The organism is Nocardioides humilatus, assembly GCF_008373755.1.
Lineage (GTDB): Bacteria > Actinomycetota > Actinomycetes > Propionibacteriales > Nocardioidaceae > Nocardioides > Nocardioides humilatus.
Map to the genome: position 1 here is coordinate 1155170 of NZ_VUJV01000003.1, position 19640 is coordinate 1174809.

At 67.3% G+C, this 19640-nt stretch carries 13 protein-coding genes; 1 reads left to right on the top strand and 12 read right to left on the bottom strand.

The annotated features are described in order from the left end of the window. The first annotated feature begins 104 nt into the window (after positions 1-104). The gene (locus tag F0U44_RS13330) at positions 105-923 is read left to right on the top strand and encodes a Calx-beta domain-containing protein (RefSeq protein WP_149728746.1); all 819 of its coding nucleotides are present in this window, start codon (positions 105-107) and stop codon (positions 921-923) included. A gap of 6 nt (positions 924-929) precedes the next feature. Here the strand turns inward: F0U44_RS13330 and F0U44_RS13335 are convergent, their stop codons facing one another. The 12 genes from F0U44_RS13335 to F0U44_RS13390 form a co-directional block, all read right to left on the bottom strand. Next, positions 930-1805: an NUDIX domain-containing protein gene (locus F0U44_RS13335; protein WP_149728747.1), complete on the bottom strand. Its 876-nt coding sequence runs from the start codon at positions 1803-1805 to the stop codon at positions 930-932. Positions 1806-1831: 26 nt separating this feature from the next. Beyond that, positions 1832-3082 (bottom strand): geranylgeranyl reductase family protein, encoded by a 1251-nt coding sequence (locus tag F0U44_RS13340; protein ID WP_149728748.1) that lies wholly within the window; start codon positions 3080-3082, stop codon positions 1832-1834. Positions 3083-3162: 80 nt separating this feature from the next. After that, on the bottom strand, positions 3163-7017 hold the full coding sequence (locus F0U44_RS13345) for a DNA-directed RNA polymerase subunit beta' (protein ID WP_149728749.1): 3855 nt from the start codon (positions 7015-7017) through the stop codon (positions 3163-3165). Between the two features lie 87 nt (positions 7018-7104). Then, positions 7105-10587, bottom strand: coding sequence for a DNA-directed RNA polymerase subunit beta (gene rpoB, locus F0U44_RS13350; protein WP_149728750.1), 3483 nt, complete (start codon positions 10585-10587; stop codon positions 7105-7107). A gap of 250 nt (positions 10588-10837) precedes the next feature. After that, positions 10838-11743 (bottom strand): J domain-containing protein, encoded by a 906-nt coding sequence (locus tag F0U44_RS13355; protein WP_149728751.1) that lies wholly within the window; start codon positions 11741-11743, stop codon positions 10838-10840. Next, on the bottom strand, positions 11740-12492 hold the full coding sequence (locus tag F0U44_RS13360; protein ID WP_149728752.1) for a hypothetical protein: 753 nt from the start codon (positions 12490-12492) through the stop codon (positions 11740-11742). The genes F0U44_RS13355 and F0U44_RS13360 overlap by 4 nt, the downstream gene beginning before the upstream one ends. Continuing rightward, positions 12489-13784: an MlaD family protein gene (locus F0U44_RS13365; protein ID WP_149728753.1), complete on the bottom strand. Its 1296-nt coding sequence runs from the start codon at positions 13782-13784 to the stop codon at positions 12489-12491. Before F0U44_RS13365 ends, F0U44_RS13360 begins: the two co-directional genes overlap by 4 nt. Further along, positions 13781-15208: an MCE family protein gene (locus F0U44_RS13370; RefSeq protein WP_149728754.1), complete on the bottom strand. Its 1428-nt coding sequence runs from the start codon at positions 15206-15208 to the stop codon at positions 13781-13783. Before F0U44_RS13370 ends, F0U44_RS13365 begins: the two co-directional genes overlap by 4 nt. Beyond that, positions 15205-16350 carry an MCE family protein gene (locus F0U44_RS13375; protein ID WP_149728755.1) on the bottom strand — a complete coding sequence of 382 codons (1146 nt, stop codon included), beginning with the start codon at positions 16348-16350 and terminating at the stop codon, positions 15205-15207. The genes F0U44_RS13370 and F0U44_RS13375 overlap by 4 nt, the downstream gene beginning before the upstream one ends. Continuing rightward, the gene (locus F0U44_RS13380) at positions 16347-17327 is read right to left on the bottom strand and encodes an MCE family protein (RefSeq protein WP_246160453.1); all 981 of its coding nucleotides are present in this window, start codon (positions 17325-17327) and stop codon (positions 16347-16349) included. Before F0U44_RS13380 ends, F0U44_RS13375 begins: the two co-directional genes overlap by 4 nt. Then, on the bottom strand, positions 17324-18361 hold the full coding sequence (locus F0U44_RS13385; RefSeq protein WP_149728756.1) for an MCE family protein: 1038 nt from the start codon (positions 18359-18361) through the stop codon (positions 17324-17326). The genes F0U44_RS13380 and F0U44_RS13385 overlap by 4 nt, the downstream gene beginning before the upstream one ends. Then, positions 18358-19635 carry an MCE family protein gene (locus F0U44_RS13390; RefSeq protein ID WP_149728757.1) on the bottom strand — a complete coding sequence of 426 codons (1278 nt, stop codon included), beginning with the start codon at positions 19633-19635 and terminating at the stop codon, positions 18358-18360. Before F0U44_RS13390 ends, F0U44_RS13385 begins: the two co-directional genes overlap by 4 nt. Between the last annotated feature and the right edge of the window lie 5 nt (positions 19636-19640).

Consider the following 19640-nt stretch of genomic DNA (forward strand, 5'->3'; position numbering starts at 1 on the left):
CCCAGATCACAGGTGGGATGGGTTGACGCCATCTCTCCGCGCGGGTGAGACTTCCCGCACTCCCTGCGGGCCGGGCCGCCTTCATCCTTCGATTGGGGTTTCTCATGGCCAGGTCCTTCTCCGCCCGCATCGGTCTCGGCATCGCGGCGTCTGCAGCTCTCGCGCTGGGCGCCCTCGCGGGTGTCTCCCCGCCCGCGAACGCTGATGCCGCCGCCTACTACCTGGTGTCGGACGCCTCCATCGAGGAGAGCGACTCGGGAAAGACCACGATGAACTTCGTGGTCTCACGGATGGGGGACATCAACAGCGTGGCCGGGTCGGTGCGGTTCACCACGGTCAACGACGATCCTGGGGACGAGTTCTCCGCCCTCTCGCCGGGTGACTTCGTTGCCCGAACGAACTACAAGGTCAAGTTCGCGGTCGGCCAGTCCCTTGCGGTCGTGAGCGTCAAGGTCAAGGGCGACATCCTGGCCGAGTACGACGAGAACTTCTCCGTCCAACTGCATGACCAGGTCGAAGGCGAGCTCATCGATCCCTTCGGCGTCGGCACGATCGTCAACAACGACCCTGGCGAGCCGCCGGTGTACACCGTGAGCAGCGGGCTCGGCCCGGAGGGCGACTCGGGCACCTCGAAGATGGCCTTCACCATCACCCGCAACGGCAGCACCACGGTCGCCGGCTCGGTGAGGTACTTCACCGAGGGTCTTGTCGGCTTCGCGACTGCAGGTGAGGACTTCGTCAACAAGAAGCCCACGAAGGTCAGCTTCCCGAAGGGCGTCACCTCCAAGACCGTCTATGTCGTCATCAAGGGCGACGAGGACTTCGAGGACGACGAGTACTTCCAGATCGATCTGAGCGACCCGGTGAACGGGTCCATCGACCCCTTCGACTACCAGTACGGCCTGATCCAGAACGACGACTGAGGGCGACTAGCGACGGGCGGCGGCGAGGGCGGCAGCCACGAGGCTGCTGACCTCTCGCCGACCGGCACCGAGCTCCGCCAGCGGTACCCACTCGGCGGCGTCGGTCGTGCCGTCGACCTCGACGACCTGCGGCTCGACGCCCTCGGGCACGGTGGCCCGGTAGACGATCCGGATCGCGTGGAAGTCCTCGCGCCGACCGTTGGGCGCCTCGCCGGTGAAGTGGTGGTCGTCGACGGTGAGGAGGTCGCCGACGGTGCCGTCGAGGCCGCACTCCTCGTGCAGCTCGCGCACCACGGTCGCCGCGGGCGACTCGCCGTGATCGACCCCGCCGCCCGGCAAGGTCCACACCCCCGGGTGCGGGCCGAGCACGGAGTTGCGGGTCAGCAGCAGCGCGCCATCGCGCTCGACGTAGGCGTAGGCCGCGACCCGCTGGCGCTGGTGCGGCATGAGCACGCCGAGTGCCTCACCGACCAGGCTGACCGTCGGCACGCTGCCGTCGAGCACCGCCGACAACGGCTTCCAGGCGGCCTCGACCGTCGACCCGTCGACCTCCACGACGTGAGGCTCCGGCGCATCGGCGGCCACCCACCCGTCATAGACGATCCGCACGGAGTGGGCGTCGACCCGACGGCCGCGCCGCCAGGTGTCCTCGAGGTGCATCGAGAAGACGTGGGCGCTCACGCCGACCTCGGCCTCCAGGCCGGTCTCCTCGTGGATCTCGCGCACGACGGCCGCGCGCGGGTCCTCGCCGTGGTCGACCCCGCCGCCGGGCAGGGTCCAGAGCTCGTGTTTCGTGACGCGCTCGGAGAGTCGGCTCAGCAGGATCTCGTCGCCGCGCACGATGACGGCGTACGCCGCCAACCGCTGCACCCGCTGCCCCATGACTCCTCCTCGATCGACCACCCTAGTCAGGAGAACGGGGGGCGCGCATCGCGGGCGAGGGACTTGCGACCGGCCCACCGCCACACCCGTGCGGAGCGGTCGCGGTCCTCGTCGGTGACCAAATTGCCCATCCAGCGCAGCGCGAGGGTCATCAGCAGGTCCGAGCGCATGCCGACCGGTCCGAGGGCGGGCAGCAGCCGTGGCACGGTCACGAGCCCCGCGAGCCGCCGCGCGATGGAGAACGACTCGCCGTAGTGCTCGCGGAGCACGGCCGGCCAGACGATGGCCAGATCGCTGTGCGGCTGCTCGGTCATCAGCTCAGCGATCCACCGGCCCGTCTCCAGGCCGTAGTCGATGCCCTCGCCGTTGAGCGGGTTGACGCAGGCTGCGGCGTCGCCGATCAGCGCCCAGTTGGGTCCGGCGACGTTGGACACCGCGCCGCCCATCGGCAGCAGCGCCGAGGCCTCGGCGCGCAGGTCGCCCTCCAGCTGGAACTCGTCGCGGACCTGGTCGAAGTAGAGGCGCATCAGCGGCTTGATCGCCACCTCAGCGGGCCGCTTCGCGGTCGCGAGGGTGCCGGCGCCGATGTTCACCTCGCCAGTGCCGAGCGGGAAGATCCAGCCGTAGCCCGACAGCACCTTGCCGCCCTCGTCACGCAGCTCGAGGTGCGAGCTGATCCACGGGTCGTCGGACATGCCCGAGGAGACGTAGGCCCGCCCGGCGACGCCGTAGACGGTGTCGCGGTGCCACTCACGGCCGAGCAGCTTGCCGAGCGGCGAACGCACCCCGTCGGCGACCACGAGCCGCTCGCACTGGATCTCGAACCGCTCTCCCCCACGCGAACCCTGCGCGAAAACGACAGCCGCGACCCGACCGCCCTCCATGCGTACGTCGACCGCACGTGCGCCGTCGATGCAGGTCGCGCCCGCCTTGATGGCCGTCGTGCGGAGGTAGTCGTCGAGCTCGGTGCGGGCGATCGCGCTGCCCCAGCTGGGCAGGTGCCCGCCGGGCCAGTCGAGGTAGAGCTTCTGCCCGAAGCCGTGCGCGCGCAGACCCTGGTTGACCGTGTGGGCGCGCACCCAGTCGGTCAGGCCGAGCTTCTCGAGCTCGTGGATCGCGCGCGGCGTCAGCCCGTCGCCGCAGGTCTTGTCGCGCGGGAAGACCGCCGCGTCGGTGAGGATCACGTCCGCGCCGAGGCGCGCCGCCCACGCCGCGGCGGAGGAGCCCGCGGGCCCCGCGCCGACGACGAGCACGTCAGTGCGCTGCGGAGTGGTCATGTCACCCATTCTCTCAGGAGGTCAGAAAGCACGAGGCCCCGCCCACCTCTCGGTGGACGGGGCCGCGCGTCGAGCATCGATCAGTTCTGGTAGGAACCAAAGTCGAAGTCGTCGAGGGCCACAGCCTGGCCGCCGGTGCCGAACTCGTAGTCGTAGGACTCGTAGCCGGTGACCGCGTAAGCGGCCTGGCGGGCCTCCTCGGTCGGCTCCACCCGGATGGCGCGGTAGCGCTCCAGGCCGGTGCCGGCGGGGATCAGCTTGCCGATGATCACGTTCTCCTTCAGACCACGCAGTGAGTCCGAGCGAGCGTTGATCGCGGCGTCGGTGAGCACCCGGGTGGTCTCCTGGAAGGAGGCCGCCGAGAGCCACGACTCCGTGGCGAGCGAGGCCTTGGTGATGCCCATCAGCTCGGGACGACCCGAGGCCGGCTTGCCGCCCTCGGAGACCACGCGACGGTTCTCCTCCTCGAAACGACCCCGGTCGACCAGGTCGGACGGGAGCAGGTTGGTCTCGCCCGACTCGAGCACCGTGATCCGGCGCAGCATCTGCCGCACGATGATCTCGATGTGCTTGTCGTGGATCGACACACCCTGGCTCCGGTAGACCTCCTGGACCTCGTCGACGAGGTGCTGCTGGGTCCGCCGGACACCGAGGATCCGCAGCACCTCCTTCGGGTCCGGGGTGCCCTGCGTGAGCATCTGGCCGACCTCGATGTGGTCGCCGTCGCCCACGAGGAGACGGGAGCGCCGCGAGACGACGTACTCCTTGACCTCGCTGCCGTCGTCGGGGGTGACGAGGACCTTGCGCGCCTTGTCGGTCTCCTCGATCTCCACCCGGCCAGCGGCCTCGGAGATCGGCGAGACACCCTTGGGGGTGCGGGCCTCGAAGAGCTCGACCACACGGGGCAGACCCTGCGTGATGTCGTCGGCCGAGGCCACACCACCGGTGTGGAAGGTACGCATCGTCAGCTGCGTGCCGGGCTCACCGATCGACTGGGCCGCGATGATGCCGACCGCCTCGCCGATGTCGACGAGCTTGCCGGTGGCCAGCGAACGGCCGTAGCACTTCGCGCAGGTGCCGGTGCGGGCGTCGCAGGTCAGGACCGAGCGGACCACGACCTCCTCGATGCCGGCCTCGATCAGCTCGGCGATCTTGACGTCACCGAGGTCGTCACCGGCAGCGGCGAGAACCTCGCCGGTGCTCGGGTGCAGGACCTCGACGGCCGACGTGCGGGCGTAGGCCGCGGTCTCGGCGTTCTCGTCCTTGACGACGACACCGCCCTCACCGCGGACACCGATCACCTTGGGCAGACCGCGCTCGGTGCCACAGTCGTCCTCACGGATGATGACGTCCTGCGACACGTCGACCAGACGACGGGTCAGGTAACCCGAGTCGGCGGTCCGCAGCGCGGTGTCGGCCAGACCCTTGCGGGCACCGTGGGTCGAGATGAAGTACTCGAGCACCGACAGGCCTTCACGGAAGTTGGCCTTGATCGGGCGCGGGATGATCTCGCCCTTCGGGTTGGCCACCAGGCCTCGCATGGCGCCGACCTGGCGGATCTGGTTGAAGTTACCGGAGGCGCCGGAGGTGACCTGCATGAAGATCGGGTTCTTCTTGTCGAAGGCCTTCTCCATCGCGTCACCGACCTGCTTGCCGGCCTCGGTCCAGATCTCGATGAGCTCCTGACGACGCTCGTCGTCGGTGATCAGACCACGCTCGAACTGGGTCTGGATCTTCGCGGCCTTGGCCTCGAAGCCCGAGAGCAGCTCGGCCTTGTTGGACGGCGTCGTGACGTCGGCGATCGAGACCGTGACACCCGAGCGGGTGGCCCAGCGGAAGCCGGTGTCCTTGAGGGCGTCGAGCGATGCGGCCACGACGACCTTGCCGTAGCGCTCCGCGAGGTCGTTGACGATCGCGCCGAGCTGCTTCTTGCCCACCTCGTAGTTAACGAACGGGTAGTCGGCCGGCAGGGTCTCGTTGAAGAGGGCCCGACCGAGCGTGGTCTCGAGGATGATCGGCTCACCCTCGACGGCACCCTCGACGACGGCGTCGGTGAACCGGATCTTGACCGCGCTCTGCAGCAGGATCTCCTTCCGGTCGAACGCCATGATCGCCTCGGCGACCGACGAGAACGCGCGGCCCTCGCCGGGCGCACCCTCCGTGTCGGTCGTCAGGAAGTAGAGACCGATGATCATGTCCTGGGTCGGCATGGTGACCGGCCGGCCGTCGGACGGCTTGAGGATGTTGTTGGTCGACAGCATCAGGATCCGCGCCTCGGCCTGGGCCTCGGCGGACAGCGGCAGGTGGACCGCCATCTGGTCACCGTCGAAGTCCGCGTTGAACGCGGTGCAGACGAGCGGGTGGATCTGGATGGCCTTGCCCTCGATCAGCTGGGGCTCGAAGGCCTGGATGCCGAGGCGGTGCAGCGTGGGCGCACGGTTGAGCAGCACGGGGTGCTCGGTGATGACCTCTTCGAGGACGTCCCACACGACCGGGCGAGCGCGCTCGACCATCCGCTTGGCCGACTTGATGTTCTGCGCGTGCGACAGGTCGACGAGGCGCTTCATCACGAACGGCTTGAAGAGCTCCAGGGCCATCTGCTTGGGCAGACCACACTGGTGCAGCTTCAGCTGCGGACCCGAGACGATGACCGAACGACCCGAGTAGTCGACGCGCTTGCCGAGCAGGTTCTGACGGAAACGACCCTGCTTGCCCTTGAGCATGTCGGACAGCGACTTCAGCGGCCGGTTGCCCGGGCCGGTGACCGGGCGACCACGGCGACCGTTGTCGAACAGCGAGTCGACGGCCTCCTGGAGCATCCGCTTCTCGTTGTTGACGATGATCTCCGGCGCACCCAGGTCGAGCAGTCGCTTGAGCCGGTTGTTGCGGTTGATCACGCGGCGGTAGAGGTCGTTGAGGTCCGAGGTCGCGAACCGGCCACCGTCGAGCTGCACCATCGGGCGCAGGTCCGGCGGGATGACCGGGACGGCGTCGAGCACCATGCCCTGCGGCTTGTTGCCCGTCTTGCGGAACGCGTCGACGACCTTGAGACGCTTGAGCGCGCGCACCTTGCGCTGGCCCTTGCCGGTGGCGATGGTCTCGCGCAGCGACTCGACCTCGGCGGCGATGTCGAAGCTCTCGAGGCGCTTCTGGATCGCCGTGGCGCCCATGTGGCCCTCGAAGTACTTGCCGAACCAGTTCTTCATCTCGCGGTAGAGGACCTCATCACCCATCAGGTCCTGGACCTTGAGGTTCTTGAAGGTGTCCCAGACCTCTTCGAGGCGAGCGATCTCCAGCTCGGAGCGCTTGCGGACCTGCGCCATCTCGCGCTCGGCGCCGTCCTTGACCTTGCGCTTCTGGTCGGCCTTGGCACCCTCGGCCTCCAGGGCCGCGAGGTCCTCCTCGAGCTTCTTGGCGCGGTCGTTGATCGCACCGTCGAGGCGGTCGGTGAGCATCTTGCGCTGCTGGCTGACCTTGGCCTCGAGCGAGGACAGGTCGCGGTGGCGAGCGTCGTCGTCGACGGCGGTGATCATGTAGGCCGCGAAGTAGATGACCTTCTCGAGGTCCTTCGGGGCCAGGTCGAGCAGGTAGCCGAGCCGGCTCGGGACACCCTTGAAGTACCAGATGTGGGTGACGGGAGCGGCGAGCTCGATGTGGCCCATGCGCTCGCGGCGCACCTTGGACCGGGTCACCTCGACGCCGCAGCGCTCGCAGATGATGCCCTTGAAGCGCACGCGCTTGTACTTGCCGCAGTAGCACTCCCAGTCCCGGGTGGGACCGAAGATCTTCTCGCAGAAGAGGCCGTCACGCTCGGGCTTGAGCGTGCGGTAGTTGATGGTCTCCGGCTTCTTGACCTCGCCGTGGCTCCACCCGCGGATGTCCTCCGCAGTGGCCAGGCCGATCTGAAGCTGGTCGAAGAAGTTAACGTCGAGCACGATGGCTGCTGTCCTTCGTTTGTTCTTTGAAAGTGAGGCTGGGGACTTCAGGGTGGCGACGCGCCCGAGGGCGCGCCGCCATCACCGTCAGACTTCTTCGACGCTCGAGGGCTCGCGACGCGACAGGTCGATGCCGAGCTCTTCGGCGGCACGGAAGACGTCTTCCTCCGCGTCGCGCATCTCGATGGCCGTGCCGTCCTGCGACAGCACCTCCACGTTGAGGCAGAGCGACTGCATCTCCTTGACGAGAACCTTGAACGACTCGGGGATTCCGGAGTCGGGGATGTTCTCGCCCTTGACGATGGCCTCGTAGACCTTGACGCGACCGGGCACGTCGTCGGACTTGATCGTCAGCAGCTCCTGGAGGGCGTAGGCGGCGCCGTACGCCTCCATGGCCCAGACCTCCATCTCACCGAAGCGCTGGCCACCGAACTGGGCCTTACCGCCGAGCGGCTGCTGGGTGATCATCGAGTAGGGGCCGGTCGAGCGAGCGTGGATCTTGTCGTCGACGAGGTGGTGGAGCTTCAGGATGTACATGTAGCCCACCGAGACCGGGTCCGTGTAGGGCTCACCGGAGCGACCGTCGAACAGGTTGGCCTTGCCGTCGGAGCCGATCAGGCGGACACCGTCGCGCGTCGGCAGCGTCGCGCCGAGCAGACCGATGATCTCGTCCTCGCGAGCACCGTCGAAGACCGGCGTGGCGACCTTCGTGTTGGGCTCGGCCTTGTCGGCACCGATCGCGATCAGGCGCTTGGCCCACTCCTCGTTGGCCAGGTCGGCGTCGATGTGCCAACCCTGCTTGCCGAGCCAACCGAGGTGGAGCTCGAGGATCTGACCGATGTTCATCCGTCGCGGGACACCGAGCGGGTTGAGGATCACGTCGACCGGGGTGCCGTCCTCCATGAACGGCATGTCCTCGATCGGCAGGATCTTCGCGATGACGCCCTTGTTGCCGTGGCGACCGGCGAGCTTGTCACCCACCGAGATCTTCCGCTTCTGCGCGACGTAGACGCGCACCAGCTGGTTGACGCCCGGGGGCAGCTCGTCGCCGTCCTCGCGGTCGAAGACCCGCACGCCGATGACCGTGCCGGACTCACCGTGCGGCACCTTCATCGAGGTGTCGCGGACCTCGCGCGCCTTCTCACCGAAGATCGCGCGGAGCAGCCGCTCCTCGGGGGTCAGCTCGGTCTCACCCTTCGGGGTGACCTTGCCGACGAGGATGTCACCGGTGGTGACCTCGGCGCCGATGCGGATGATGCCGCGCTCGTCGAGGTCGGCCAGCATCTCCTCGGAGACGTTGGGGATGTCCCGGGTGATCTCCTCCGGACCCAGCTTGGTGTCGCGGGCGTCGACCTCGTGCTCCTCGATGTGGATCGAGGTGAGGACGTCTTCCTGCACCAGGCGCTGGCTGAGGATGATCGCGTCCTCGTAGTTGTGACCCTCCCACGGCATGAACGCCACGAGCAGGTTGGTGCCCAGCGCCATCTCGGCCTGGTCGGTGCACGGACCGTCAGCGATCGGCGAGCCGGCCTCGAGGCGGGCGCCCGGAGCGACCAGCGGACGCTGGTTGATGCAGGTGCCCTGGTTGGAGCGACGGAACTTGGCCAGCTTGTAGGTCTGGTAGCTGCCGTCGTCGTTCATGACCTCGACGAGGTCGGCCGACACGTTCTGCACGACGCCGGCCTTCTCGGCCACGAGCACGTCACCGGCGTCGACCGCAGCGCGGTACTCGATGCCGGTGCCGACGATCGGGCTGTCGCTCCGGATGAGCGGAACGGCCTGACGCTGCATGTTGGCGCCCATGAGGGCACGGTTGGCGTCGTCGTGCTCGAGGAACGGGATCAGGGCCGTCGCGACCGACACCATCTGGCGCGGCGAGACGTCCATGTAGTCGACCTCGTCGGCCGGGACCTCGGCAACCTCACCGCGGCGCTGGCGGACCAGCACGCGCTCGTCGGCGAACTTGTTGTTGGCATCGAGCACGGCGTTGGCCTGCGCGATGACGTAACGGTCCTCGTCGTCAGCGGTGAGGTAGTCGATCTTGTCGGTGACCTTGCCGGCCTTGACCTTGCGGTAAGGCGTCTCGACGAAGCCGAACGGGTTGATCCGACCGTAGGACGCGAGCGAGCCGATCAGACCGATGTTGGGACCTTCAGGGGTCTCGATCGGGCACATGCGGCCGTAGTGCGACGGGTGGACGTCACGGACCTCCATGCCGGCGCGGTCGCGGGACAGACCACCGGGGCCGAGCGCCGAGAGGCGACGCTTGTGCGTCAGGCCGGCGATCGGGTTGGTCTGGTCCATGAACTGCGACAGCTGCGAGGTGCCGAAGAACTCCTTGAGCGCAGCGACGACCGGGCGGATGTTGATCAGCGACTGCGGCGTGATCGCCTCGACGTCCTGGGTCGTCATCCGCTCGCGGACGACACGCTCCATGCGGGCCAGACCGGTGCGCAGCTGGTTCTGGATCAGCTCGCCCACGGTCCGCATGCGGCGGTTGCCGAAGTGGTCGATGTCGTCGGGAGAGATCTCCAACGTGCCCTGCGGGGTCGCCAGCTCAGCCCGGTTGTCGTGCAGCGCCACGATGTAGCGGATCGTCGACACCATGTCGGCGATCGTCATCGTCTGCTGGTCGAACGCCTGGTCCTCGCCGAGCTTCTTGTTGATCTTGTAGCGACCCACCTTGGCCAGGTCGTAGCGCTTCGGGTTGAAGTAGTAGTTCTTCAACAGCGTCAGCGCAGCCTCACGCGTCGGCGGCTCGCCCGGGCGCAGCTTGCGGTAGATGTCGAGCAGCGCGTCGTCAGGACCCTGGGTGTTGTCCTTCTCCTCGGTCAGCTGGATCGACTCGAACTGACGCAGGTCAGCCATGACCGCGTCGTAGTCGTAGGCCTCGCCGGTGTCCTCGGCGATCGCCTGCAGCGCCTTGAGCAGCACCGTGACGTTCTGCTTGCGCTTGCGGTCGAGACGGACGCCGACCATGTCGCGCTTGTCGATCTCGAACTCCAGCCAGGCACCCCGGCTCGGGATCAGCTTGGCGGTGAAGATGTCCTTGTCGGACGTCTTGTCGGCCGTGCGCTCGAAGTAGACGCCCGGCGAACGGACGAGCTGCGAGACGACGACGCGCTCGGTGCCGTTGATGACGAAGGTGCCCTTGGGCGTCATGAGCGGGAAGTCGCCCATGAAGACCGTCTGGCCCTTGATCTCACCGGTCTCGTTGTTGGTGAACTCAGCCGAGACGTAGAGCGGAGCGGAGTAGGTGAGGTCCTTCTCCTTGCACTCGTCCACGGTGTACTTGGGGTCGTAGAAGACCGGGTTCTCGAACGAGAGCGACATCGTCTCGGAGAAGTCCTCGATCGGCGAGATCTCCTCGAAGATCTCGGTCAGACCGGACTTCCTGGAGACGTCTTCGCCGGCGGCGATACGCGCCTCGACACGACCCTGGTGGGCCTCGTTGCCGACGAGCCAGTCAAAGCTGTCGGTCTGGAGCGAGAGGAGCTTCGGGAGCTCCATGGGTTCGCTGATCTTTGCAAAGGAGATGCGGGACTTACCGGGGGCGGTGCGCGCGGCCAAGAGTTGTCCTTCGACGGGTTCGCTCTCTAATGGCGCCTCCCACCACACGACGGCCACCGGGTAGGCCGAAGCGCATCTGAGGGCAGGCGCAATGCGCCACGATACACGAAAACAGGGCGCCAACCAATAGCAGCAACCACCCGCCGGCCTTTACTTTCCCTGACCGGGGACGAGCCCTTCCGAGAGTGTGCTGTTTCGACCCTTCCCCGTCAAGCGCAGGTACGGCGCGCCGCGGGCTCCGCTGGGCCGCTCAGTCGCAGTCGGCCTGGATGCAGATGTCGTCGATCAACCAGTTGCCGCCCTCGTTGAGCATGGTCAGGGTCGCCCATTCCCGCAGCACCTGCGAGGCGGCGTCGCCCTTCTGGCTCTCCTGGTCGATGAAGACGACGACCGTGGCCTTGTCGCCAGCGGGCGAGACCCGGGTCAGGCCCGTGGCGGGAGCAACGGCCGTGACCACGGCCTTCGCGGCGACGATCTGGTCGCGGAGGGTCTGTTCGCCGTCAGGCTTGTCGGCGAAGAACTCCGCCCGCTCGGCCGCGAATCCCTCGGTCAGGAAGCTCGCTGCGTCACTGATGTCTTGGTCGATGGTGCGGTAGTCGTAGCCGAGGACGGCGGGGATCGCTCGCTCGGCCGCGGCCTCCGCTGCCCGGCCGTCCTTCTCCGCGGTGGACGCGTCGTCGGCCGTCGACTTCGGTGAGTCGCCACCCAGGCTGCCCGGCCACGTGAGCACCACGATCATCAGCACCAGGCTGACCACCGCTGCGGCAGCGGCGACCAGCAACGGCCAGGCCGCTGCCTCCCGTGGCGCAGGCGCCGGAGCCGGGTCCACCGTGGCCGTGGGCGCGGGCTCCGTGGTGACCGGGGCGGTCTTCTCCAGGACGACCGGCTCGTCGACCTCGACGGGGTCGTCCTCCTGGGACTCGTCCTCGACGGGCTCGTCCTCGACGGGCTCGTCCTCGACCCGGGCGCTCGCGAGCTCAGCGTCGTAGGCGGCGCGCTTGCCCTCGTCGAGCAGGACGGCGGCCGCGTCGTTGTAGGCGCGGAACCGGCGGTCGGTCGGGTCGAGGTCGGCCACCGCCGACTTCCACGCGGCGCGGATCTCCTCGACGGTCGCCGTCTCCTCGACATCGAGGAGGTCGTAGTAGCTGACGCTCACTGCTCGCCCTCCGTCGACTCGGTGGTCGGGGTGGTCGGCGCGGTCGGGCTGTCCGAGGGAGTCTCCGTGCCCTGGTCGCTCGGCACCTGCTCGGGGACCTGCGGCTGGGCGAACGAGGGCTGGCCGTCGTCGACATCGTCGAAGTCGTCGATCAGCCAGGTGCCGTTGACCTTCACCAGGTCGATCTCGTAACGGAACGCCTTGGCGCCGGTCGAGAGCTGGCCCTGGTCGTCGCCCTCAGGCGGGGCCGTCGTCTCGCCGTCGCCCTTCTCGCCGTCCTTGTCGTAGGGCAAGAACTGCTCGATCGTGCCGGCGACGAGGACCGATGCGGAGTCGTCGTCCTGCGACGCCACTCCGACGGCATAGACCGTGCCGACGCTGGAGACACCCAGCTGGGCCACGGTCTTCTCGGGGAGCTGGAGGAAGTCCTTGAAGAGGTCGGCGAACTTCGGGCTCATCAGCTCGCTCACCTCGGCGTAGGCCGGGAGGTGCCCCTCCTCGTCGAGCATCGAGGGGTCGTAGGTGTTGAAGCGGGTGGCGAACTCGCGGGAGACGCTGAGCAGCTCCTCGCGGTCCTTGACCTCCGCGGTGGCCGGTACCGCGTCGTCCTTCAACGACTGCAGCTTGTCGCCGAAGCTGTCGCCGGAGCCGCGCGTGAAGACCACGAGGGCGGTCACCCCCAGGCACACGACGACGACCAGGACCAGCGACACGAGCAGTGCACGCCGGCGAACAGGCGTTGCGGTCACTCCTGGGCGTCCAGCAGTGGGTTGAGGTAGAGCCACTTCCATGAGTCCTCTCCGAGCGGCGGCTGCGCCACGCTACCGCTCGGTGCCAAGGAGGCCGCACGGCCTCCCCACTGGAACTGGCCGGACTGCGGGTCGTAGGCGCCGAGCACCTTCTGGCCGTGCCGGGCAGCACCCTGGAGGTCGGGGCTCACCCGCGGCAGGTTCTGGTAGCCACGGGGGTTGCTCTTGGTCGGCGGCTCGGTGCACTTGACGTCGAGGTTCATCGGGATGTCGGCACGGTCGTTGGGACCGCGAGTGACGGTGCCTTCATAACCCTTGTGGCAGACCGGCGTCGTCGTGATGATCAGGCCGATGTGAGCGTCGTAGAGGCCCGTGTCGGCGCTCTTCGCGGTGACGCCGAACGAGCCCTCGAGGAGGATCGGGTAGGCGATGAAGAGGGTCTTGATGCCCGCGATGTTGGCGTTGAAGACCCGCCCCGTGGTCACCACGTTGTTGAGCAGGTCGGACAGCTCGGCCTCGTTCTGCTCCAGGAAGGTCCGCAGCTGGTTGGCGGTGAACGAACCCGAGTCGATGACCTTGCGCAGGTCCTTGTCGGACCCGACCATCGCTCGGGTGAAGACGCGCAGCTGGGTCGCGAACGTCCGGAGCGAGCCCTCGGAGTCGACCTGCGTCTGGAGCACCGTGTTGGAGTCACGGATCAGCGCGGTCGTGATGTCGAAGTTGTCGTTGGCGGCCTCGATGAACGAGTTGCCGGTGTCGATGATCTTCTGCAGGTCATCGCCCGTGCCGTTGAAGGCCACGCCGAGCTCGCGCACGGTGGTCCTGAGCGAGTCGCGGTCGACGCTCGACACCGTCGCTGCAAGATCGGCCAGGAGCTTCTCGGTCTGGATCGGGGTGGCGACGTCGGTGATCTCCGAGCCGTCCTTGAGGTAGGGCCCGTCGTCGGTGTTGGGCTGGAGCTCGACGTACTGCTCACCCACCGCCGATCGGTTGCCGACCAGCGCCCGGGTGTCGGCGGGGATCTTGTCCCACTCGTTGTCGATCTCGAGCTCGACGTCGACGCCGTCGTCGGTCAGCTCCAGGTCGCTGACCTGACCGATGCGCACCCCGCGGTAGGTCACCTCGCCGCCGGCGAAGATGCCGCCGGACTCGGGGTAGTGCGCGACCACGGTGTAGCTCTTGTCGAAGATCACCCGGTCGAGCTTCGCGTAGCGCGCGCCCACGAAGGAGACACCCAGCAGCGTGATGATCGCGAACGCGAGCAGCTGGACCTTCGTGCGACGAGTGATCACTGCGCCACCTCACGTCCGGTCACGGGCGCGGCCAGGAAGAGCGCGAGGCCAGCGTCGTCGCCGTACTTGCCGTTCCAACGCTCGAGCGACTCGCCGGTCAGGCTCGGCGCCGGTCGCGGCAGTACGCCGCCGAGGTTGCCGACGACCCCGTCGAGCAGGTCGCTGATCACGGTGCCCTGGTCGGAGGCCTCACCGTTGCGCGGCAGCAGGCCGCACAGCACCGGCAGGTTGACCGCGTCACACACCTCGTCGAGGAGGAAGTCAGGCAGCCGTGCGCAGGCGGCCGGGTCGGGCGGGGTCTTCAGGCAGTTCTGGATCGCCGTCTGCACGCCGTGGCACAGGTTGTTGAGGTCGAGCAGGTCGTCGAGCGGGGTGTTGTCGGGCAGCTCGTTGAACGGGATGCACAAGATGTCGGGCAGCGTCAGGTTGTTGAGGTCGAGGTCGAGGTTGATCCCGAGGTTGACGTAGTCACCGAAGTGCAGGTTGCGAGCGACCGCCGGATCGCGACCGATGACGTCGTCACCGAACGGGAACAGGTAGAAGATGTGCAGCGCGTCGACGAAGCTCTGGCCCGCGTTGTTGAGCTGGGTCAGCACCGGGTTGAGCTGCTGCAGCGCGGTGATCGTCGAGTCCTTGGTCTCGTTGATCACCCGGACACCGACGCTGCTGAGCCGGTTGAGGCCCTGCAGCATCTTGACGAGGTCCTCGCGCTGACGGCTGATCGAGTCGAGGGCGCTGGGCAGCATCTCCAGTGCGTTGTCGATGCTGCCCTGCTGCTCCCGGGCCTCGAGGGCGAGGCGGTTGAGCGAGTCGATCGCGTTGACGATGTCGGCCTTGCGGTCGTCGAGCTGGCTCATCAGCGACTGCACCTGGGTGAGCACCGAACGTGCGGAGTCCTCACGACCCTCGAGCGCGTTGTTGAGCTCCTTGGTGATCGTCTTGAGCTGGGCGACGCCGCCGCCGTTGAGCAGCAGGCTGAGCGCGCCAAGGACCTCTTCGACCTCAGGGTTGCGGCCGGTGTCCTCGAGCGGGATCACGTCATTGTCGCCGAGCAGCTCACCGGACGCGCCCGACGGCGGAGCCTGCAGCGAGACGAACTTCTCGCCGAGGAGGCTGGTCTGGCGGATCGTGGCCAAGGCGTTGTCGGGCAGACCGGTGTCGTTGCGCAGCTCGACCGTGACGACAGCGGTGTAGCCGTCGAGCTCCACGTCACTCACCTGGCCGACCGTCACGTCGGCGACCTTCACCGACGACTTGGGCACGAGGTCCAGCACGTCGGCGAACTCGATCTTGACCTTGATCGGGTCGTCACCGACGTCAGCGCCACCCGGGAGCGGCATCTTGTAGACGTCGAAGTCGCAGCCCGACAGCAGCAGCGCACCCGCGAGGAGTGCGGCGCCAGCGCGCATCCGACGGCGGGTCATCGGGATACCTCCACGAGGCCGTTGAGCGACGGGTCGAAGGGCAGGGACTTCACGCGCTCTCCTGCACCGGCGCCGAAGGGCGCGTTGCGCGGCAGCAGGCCGCCGATGATGTCGCAGATCGCGCCGTCGGGGTCGTCGGCCGCGATCAGCGAGCACAGCAGGGTGCCCGGGTCGCTGCCGATCTGGCTGAGCAGGTTGCCGATGTTGGCGTTGGAGTCGAGCGTGCCGGTCTGCGGGTTGTAGCCCAGGCCCAGGTTGTTGAGGGCGAGCGGGCCGGCGCGCAGGATCGTGTTGAGGTCGTCGCGACGACGGACCAGCACCTTGGCCACCCGGTTGATGCCACGGATGCTGCGGCTCAACGAGGCACGGTTCTCCTGGACGAAGCCGCCGACCACGTCGAGCGCCGTACCGAGGTTGTTCAGCGCCGAGGAGAGGTCGTCGCTCTCGCTCGACAGCAGCTCCGAGACGTCACCGAGCGACTCGTTGAACCGTCGCACCGTGCTGTCGTTGTCGGCCAACGTCTTGATGAAGGACTCCAGCCGCTCCGCAGAGGAGAAGAGCTCTTCCTTGTTGTCGTCGAGCGTGCTGCTCAGGTCGCCGAAGTTCTCGATGGTCTTCTTGAAGTTGGCGCCCTGGCCACCGAAGTTGCGAGCCGTCTGCTCGAGCAGGTCGGTGAGCGCACCGTTGCGGTTGGCGCCGTTGGGGCCGAGCGCGACGGTCAGCTTGTCGAGGCTTCCGTAGATCTCGTCGAGCTCGAGCGGGATCGCGGTGCGCTGGGCGTCGAGGACGGTGTTGTCAGCCAGCACGTCGCCGCCGGTGTAGGCCGGGGTGAGCTGGATGTAGCGGTCGCCGACGACCGACGGGGACACGATGACCGCCTTGGCGTCGGCGGGGATCTTGACGTCGTCGTCGTAGTGCATGACGACCTTGACCTGGGTGCCCTGCGGAATGACTTCGTCGACCTTGCCGACCGGCACGCCGAGGACCCGCACGTCGCTGCCCTCGTAGACCGACACGGTGCGCGGGAAGTAGGCGGTGACCTTGTGGTCACCGCTGTTGCCGCCGAAGGCCCAGATGGTGCCGACCAGGAGAAGGGCACCGATCACGATCAGGGGCAGCGCGCGCTGCAGCTTCTCGCTCATCCCACACCTCCACCAGGTCCGGGAATGGGCGGCAGGTTCGCGATGTAGGTGTCCCACCACGGACCGTTGCCGAAGACGTTGGCGAACTCGACGTAGAACGGCGCCAGCATCTTGAGCGACTCGTCGAGGTTGTCCTCGTTCTTGTTGATCACCGCGAGCACCGATTCGAGGTGCTGCAGCGCCGGCTTGAGGTCAGCGCGCGACTCGCGGACGAGGCCGGTGAGCTGCTCGCTGAGGTCGGAGGTCGCCACCAACAGGTTGTGGATCGCCTCGCGACGCTGGACCAGCGCGCGGAAGAGGACGTCGGCATCGCTCATCAGCCCGACGATGTCGTTGTCGCGGGCGTCGAGGACCGTCGAGACGCGCTCGAGGCTCTTGAGCAGCGAGTTGATCTGCTCGTCGCGGGACGCGATGACCTCGGAGAGCGCGGAGACACCCTCGAGCGCCGCACGGAACTCCTCGGGGGTGTTGCGCGTGAGGTCGGCGAGCGTCGTCAACGACTTGGCGAGCTGGTCGGTGTCGATGTCGGCCGAGGTCTCGGCGAGGCCGGAGAAAGCGTCGACCACGTTGAACGGCGACATGGTGCGCTCGACTGGGATGACCCCTTCCTCCTTGAGCTCACCCTCACCGGCGGGCTCGATCGAGAGGAACATCGAGCCGAGGATCGTCTTGACCTTGATGGCCGCGCGGGTCTCGTCGCCGAGCGTGGCGTCGGTCTTGATCTTGAACCCGACCTTGACGTGACCGTCGTCGAGCTCGATCGAGTTGACCTTGCCGACCCGGACACCGGCCAGCCGGACCTCGTCGTTGACCTTGAGGCCGCCGGCTTCGTCGAACTCGGCGTAGTAGGTGTCGCCACCGCCGATCAGCGGCATGTCCTGGGCACGGAACGCGACCAGGAAGCCCAAGATCAGCACGGCGATGCTGACGAGGCCGATGATGACGGGATTGCGCTCCCGGAACGGCTTCATGCTCATGGCAGCGTGCACCTGTCGCCGCCGACGGAGTAATTGGGCTGGGCCAAGATGTTGTTGCCCAGCCGGACCGTCGCCTGGAAGTGGCACAGGTAGAAGTTGAACCACGATCCGTACTGGCCGGTGCGGCCGTACTTGCGGATCTTGATCGGCATCACCTGAAGCACGCGGTCGATCTCCGCCCTGTTCTTGTCGAGGAGCTCTACGAGCGTGCGGGCCTGCTTGATGTCCTTGACGAACGGCTCCCGGATGTCGTCGACCAGGCCGGCGGTCTGCACGGCGAGGTCGGAGATGCCGTCGAGCGAACTGAGGATCGCCTCGCGGTCGTCCTTCAGGCCCCCGACGAGCGTCTGGAAGCTGCGGATCAACGAGGTCAGCTGGTCGTCGCGGTCGGCGACGTGGTCGAGCACGTAGGTCAGGTTGTCGAGCAGCTCGCCGATCACCTGGTCGCGGTCGGCCAGCGTCGAGGTGATCGACGCCGTGCTCGAGAGCAGGCCCTCAAGGGTGCCGCCCTCGCCCTGGAAGACCTGAACGATCTCGTAGGAGAGCTTGTTGATGTCGTCGGGGGACAGTGCTTCGAAGAGCGGCTTGAACCCGTTGAACAGCACGGTCAGGTCGAGCGCGGGCTTGGTGCGCGACACCGGGATGGTGCCGTCCTCCTTGAGGACCTCGTCGCCGTTGCCCTCCTGGGACAGCGAGATGTAGCGCTGACCGATCAGGTTGCGGAAGCGGATCGTCGCGTGGGTCGCGTCGTCGACTCGGGTGTCGCCATCGACGGTGAAGGTCACCAGCGCGCGGTTGTCGTCGTCGATGTCGATGTCTTGGACCGTGCCGACCTTCACGCCCGCCACGCGGATGTCGTCACCGTTGTTGACGCCCGTGGCGTCGGCGAAGACGGCGCGATACTCCTTGGTCGACCCGAAGGAGAGGTTGCCGATCGTCGCGACGAGCACGCCGGTGGCGAGACCGGTGGTCAGCATGAAGATGAGCAGCCGGACGAGGTCGCCGCTGGTCTTCTTGTCGAGGAGTGCCCTCATCGAGCACCGTCCTCAGCCACGACTGGTCCGGCCAGGAGCACGCCGAGGTCAGAACCCGCGTCGTCGCCGTACATCTCGCTCAGCATCTGGCGGAGCACCGCCACATCGTCGGGAGTGCCCCGGTAGCCCAGCGGGTCGCTGTCGAAACCGGGTGCAACGCGGATCGTCCCCTTGCCGGTGGGCTCGTCGACACCGTCGTCGAAGTTGGGCGGGTTGGTGTAGGGGTGCTGCTGGTTCCACGGCGGGTTGGGCAGGCTGTAGCAGTTGGGTCCGCGGTTGTCGCCGAAGTGCGGCTTGTCGTTGACGTTGTAGCGACGCGGCTGGTTGGGCAGCGTCTCGAGCACGATGTGCAGCTCGAAGCCACGGAACGACTCGGCGATGCGGGGGGCGATGTTGGTGAGGCCCTTGAACACGCAGGGGAACTCCGGCGAGTAGCGCGCGAGCACCTCGAGCTGGCGGGTGGTCAGCTCGTTGGCCTCGCGGATCAGGTCGCCGTTGCGGTCGAGGAAGCCGCGCGCGGTCTCGGCGAAGGCGGTGATGTCCTTCAGCGCCGCGTTGAGCGTGGCTTCCTTGTCCTTGAGCGTGTTGGTGGTGACGATCGTGTCGTCGAGGATGTCGGCGACCTCAGGGAGGATGTCGGCGTAGATCTCCGAGGTCTGCGCCGTCAGCCGCAGGTCGTCGATCAGCGCCGGGATCTGCGGGTTGATCCGCTTGAGGTAGGAGTCGATGACCTCGAGGTTCTGACCGAGCTGCGATCCCCGGCCCTCGAGCGCGGTCGACAGCGCCGAGAGGGTGACGTTGATGTCGGCGGGACGCACGGCCTCGAGCAGCGGGTAGAGGTCGTTGAGGACCTCTTCGACCTCGGTGCCGAGGTCGGTCTTGGTGATGACGTCGCCGGCCTGGATCGTGCCCTGCGGCCCCGACTTGGGGATCACGAGCGAGATGTACTTCTCACCGAAGAGCGTCTTGGGGACGATCGCACCGGTCACGTTGGCCGGGATGTCCTTGACCTTGTCGGGGTAGAGCCCGATCTTCAGCTCGGCTCCGTTGACATCGGCCTTCGAGTCGAGCACCTCGCCCACGATGACGCCGCGGATCTTGACGTCGGCGCGGTTGGGCAGCTGGAGACCGGTCGACGACGTCTCGAGGGTGATCTCGTCGTAGTCGGCGAACTTCTTGGTGAAGGTCGCGTAGGTCAACCAGACGCCGAGCATCAGGAGGCAGACGAAGACGACGCCGAGCGTCTTGTGAAGGCTGAGCACCTTGTCCAACATCGTCG

Coding starts and splice junctions, on each gene's coding strand:
- F0U44_RS13375 (WP_149728755.1), bottom strand. CDS start 16,350: ATGAGCGAGAAGCTGCAGCGCGCGCTGCCCCTGATCGTGATCGGTGCC.
- F0U44_RS13380 (WP_246160453.1), bottom strand. CDS start 17,327: ATGAGCATGAAGCCGTTCCGGGAGCGCAATCCCGTCATCATCGGCCTC.
- F0U44_RS13370 (WP_149728754.1), bottom strand. CDS start 15,208: ATGACCCGCCGTCGGATGCGCGCTGGCGCCGCACTCCTCGCGGGTGCG.
- F0U44_RS13385 (WP_149728756.1), bottom strand. CDS start 18,361: ATGAGGGCACTCCTCGACAAGAAGACCAGCGGCGACCTCGTCCGGCTG.
- F0U44_RS13330 (WP_149728746.1), top strand. CDS start 105: ATGGCCAGGTCCTTCTCCGCCCGCATCGGTCTCGGCATCGCGGCGTCT.
- F0U44_RS13340 (WP_149728748.1), bottom strand. CDS start 3,082: ATGACCACTCCGCAGCGCACTGACGTGCTCGTCGTCGGCGCGGGGCCC.
- F0U44_RS13390 (WP_149728757.1), bottom strand. CDS start 19,635: ATGTTGGACAAGGTGCTCAGCCTTCACAAGACGCTCGGCGTCGTCTTC.
- F0U44_RS13335 (WP_149728747.1), bottom strand. CDS start 1,805: ATGGGGCAGCGGGTGCAGCGGTTGGCGGCGTACGCCGTCATCGTGCGC.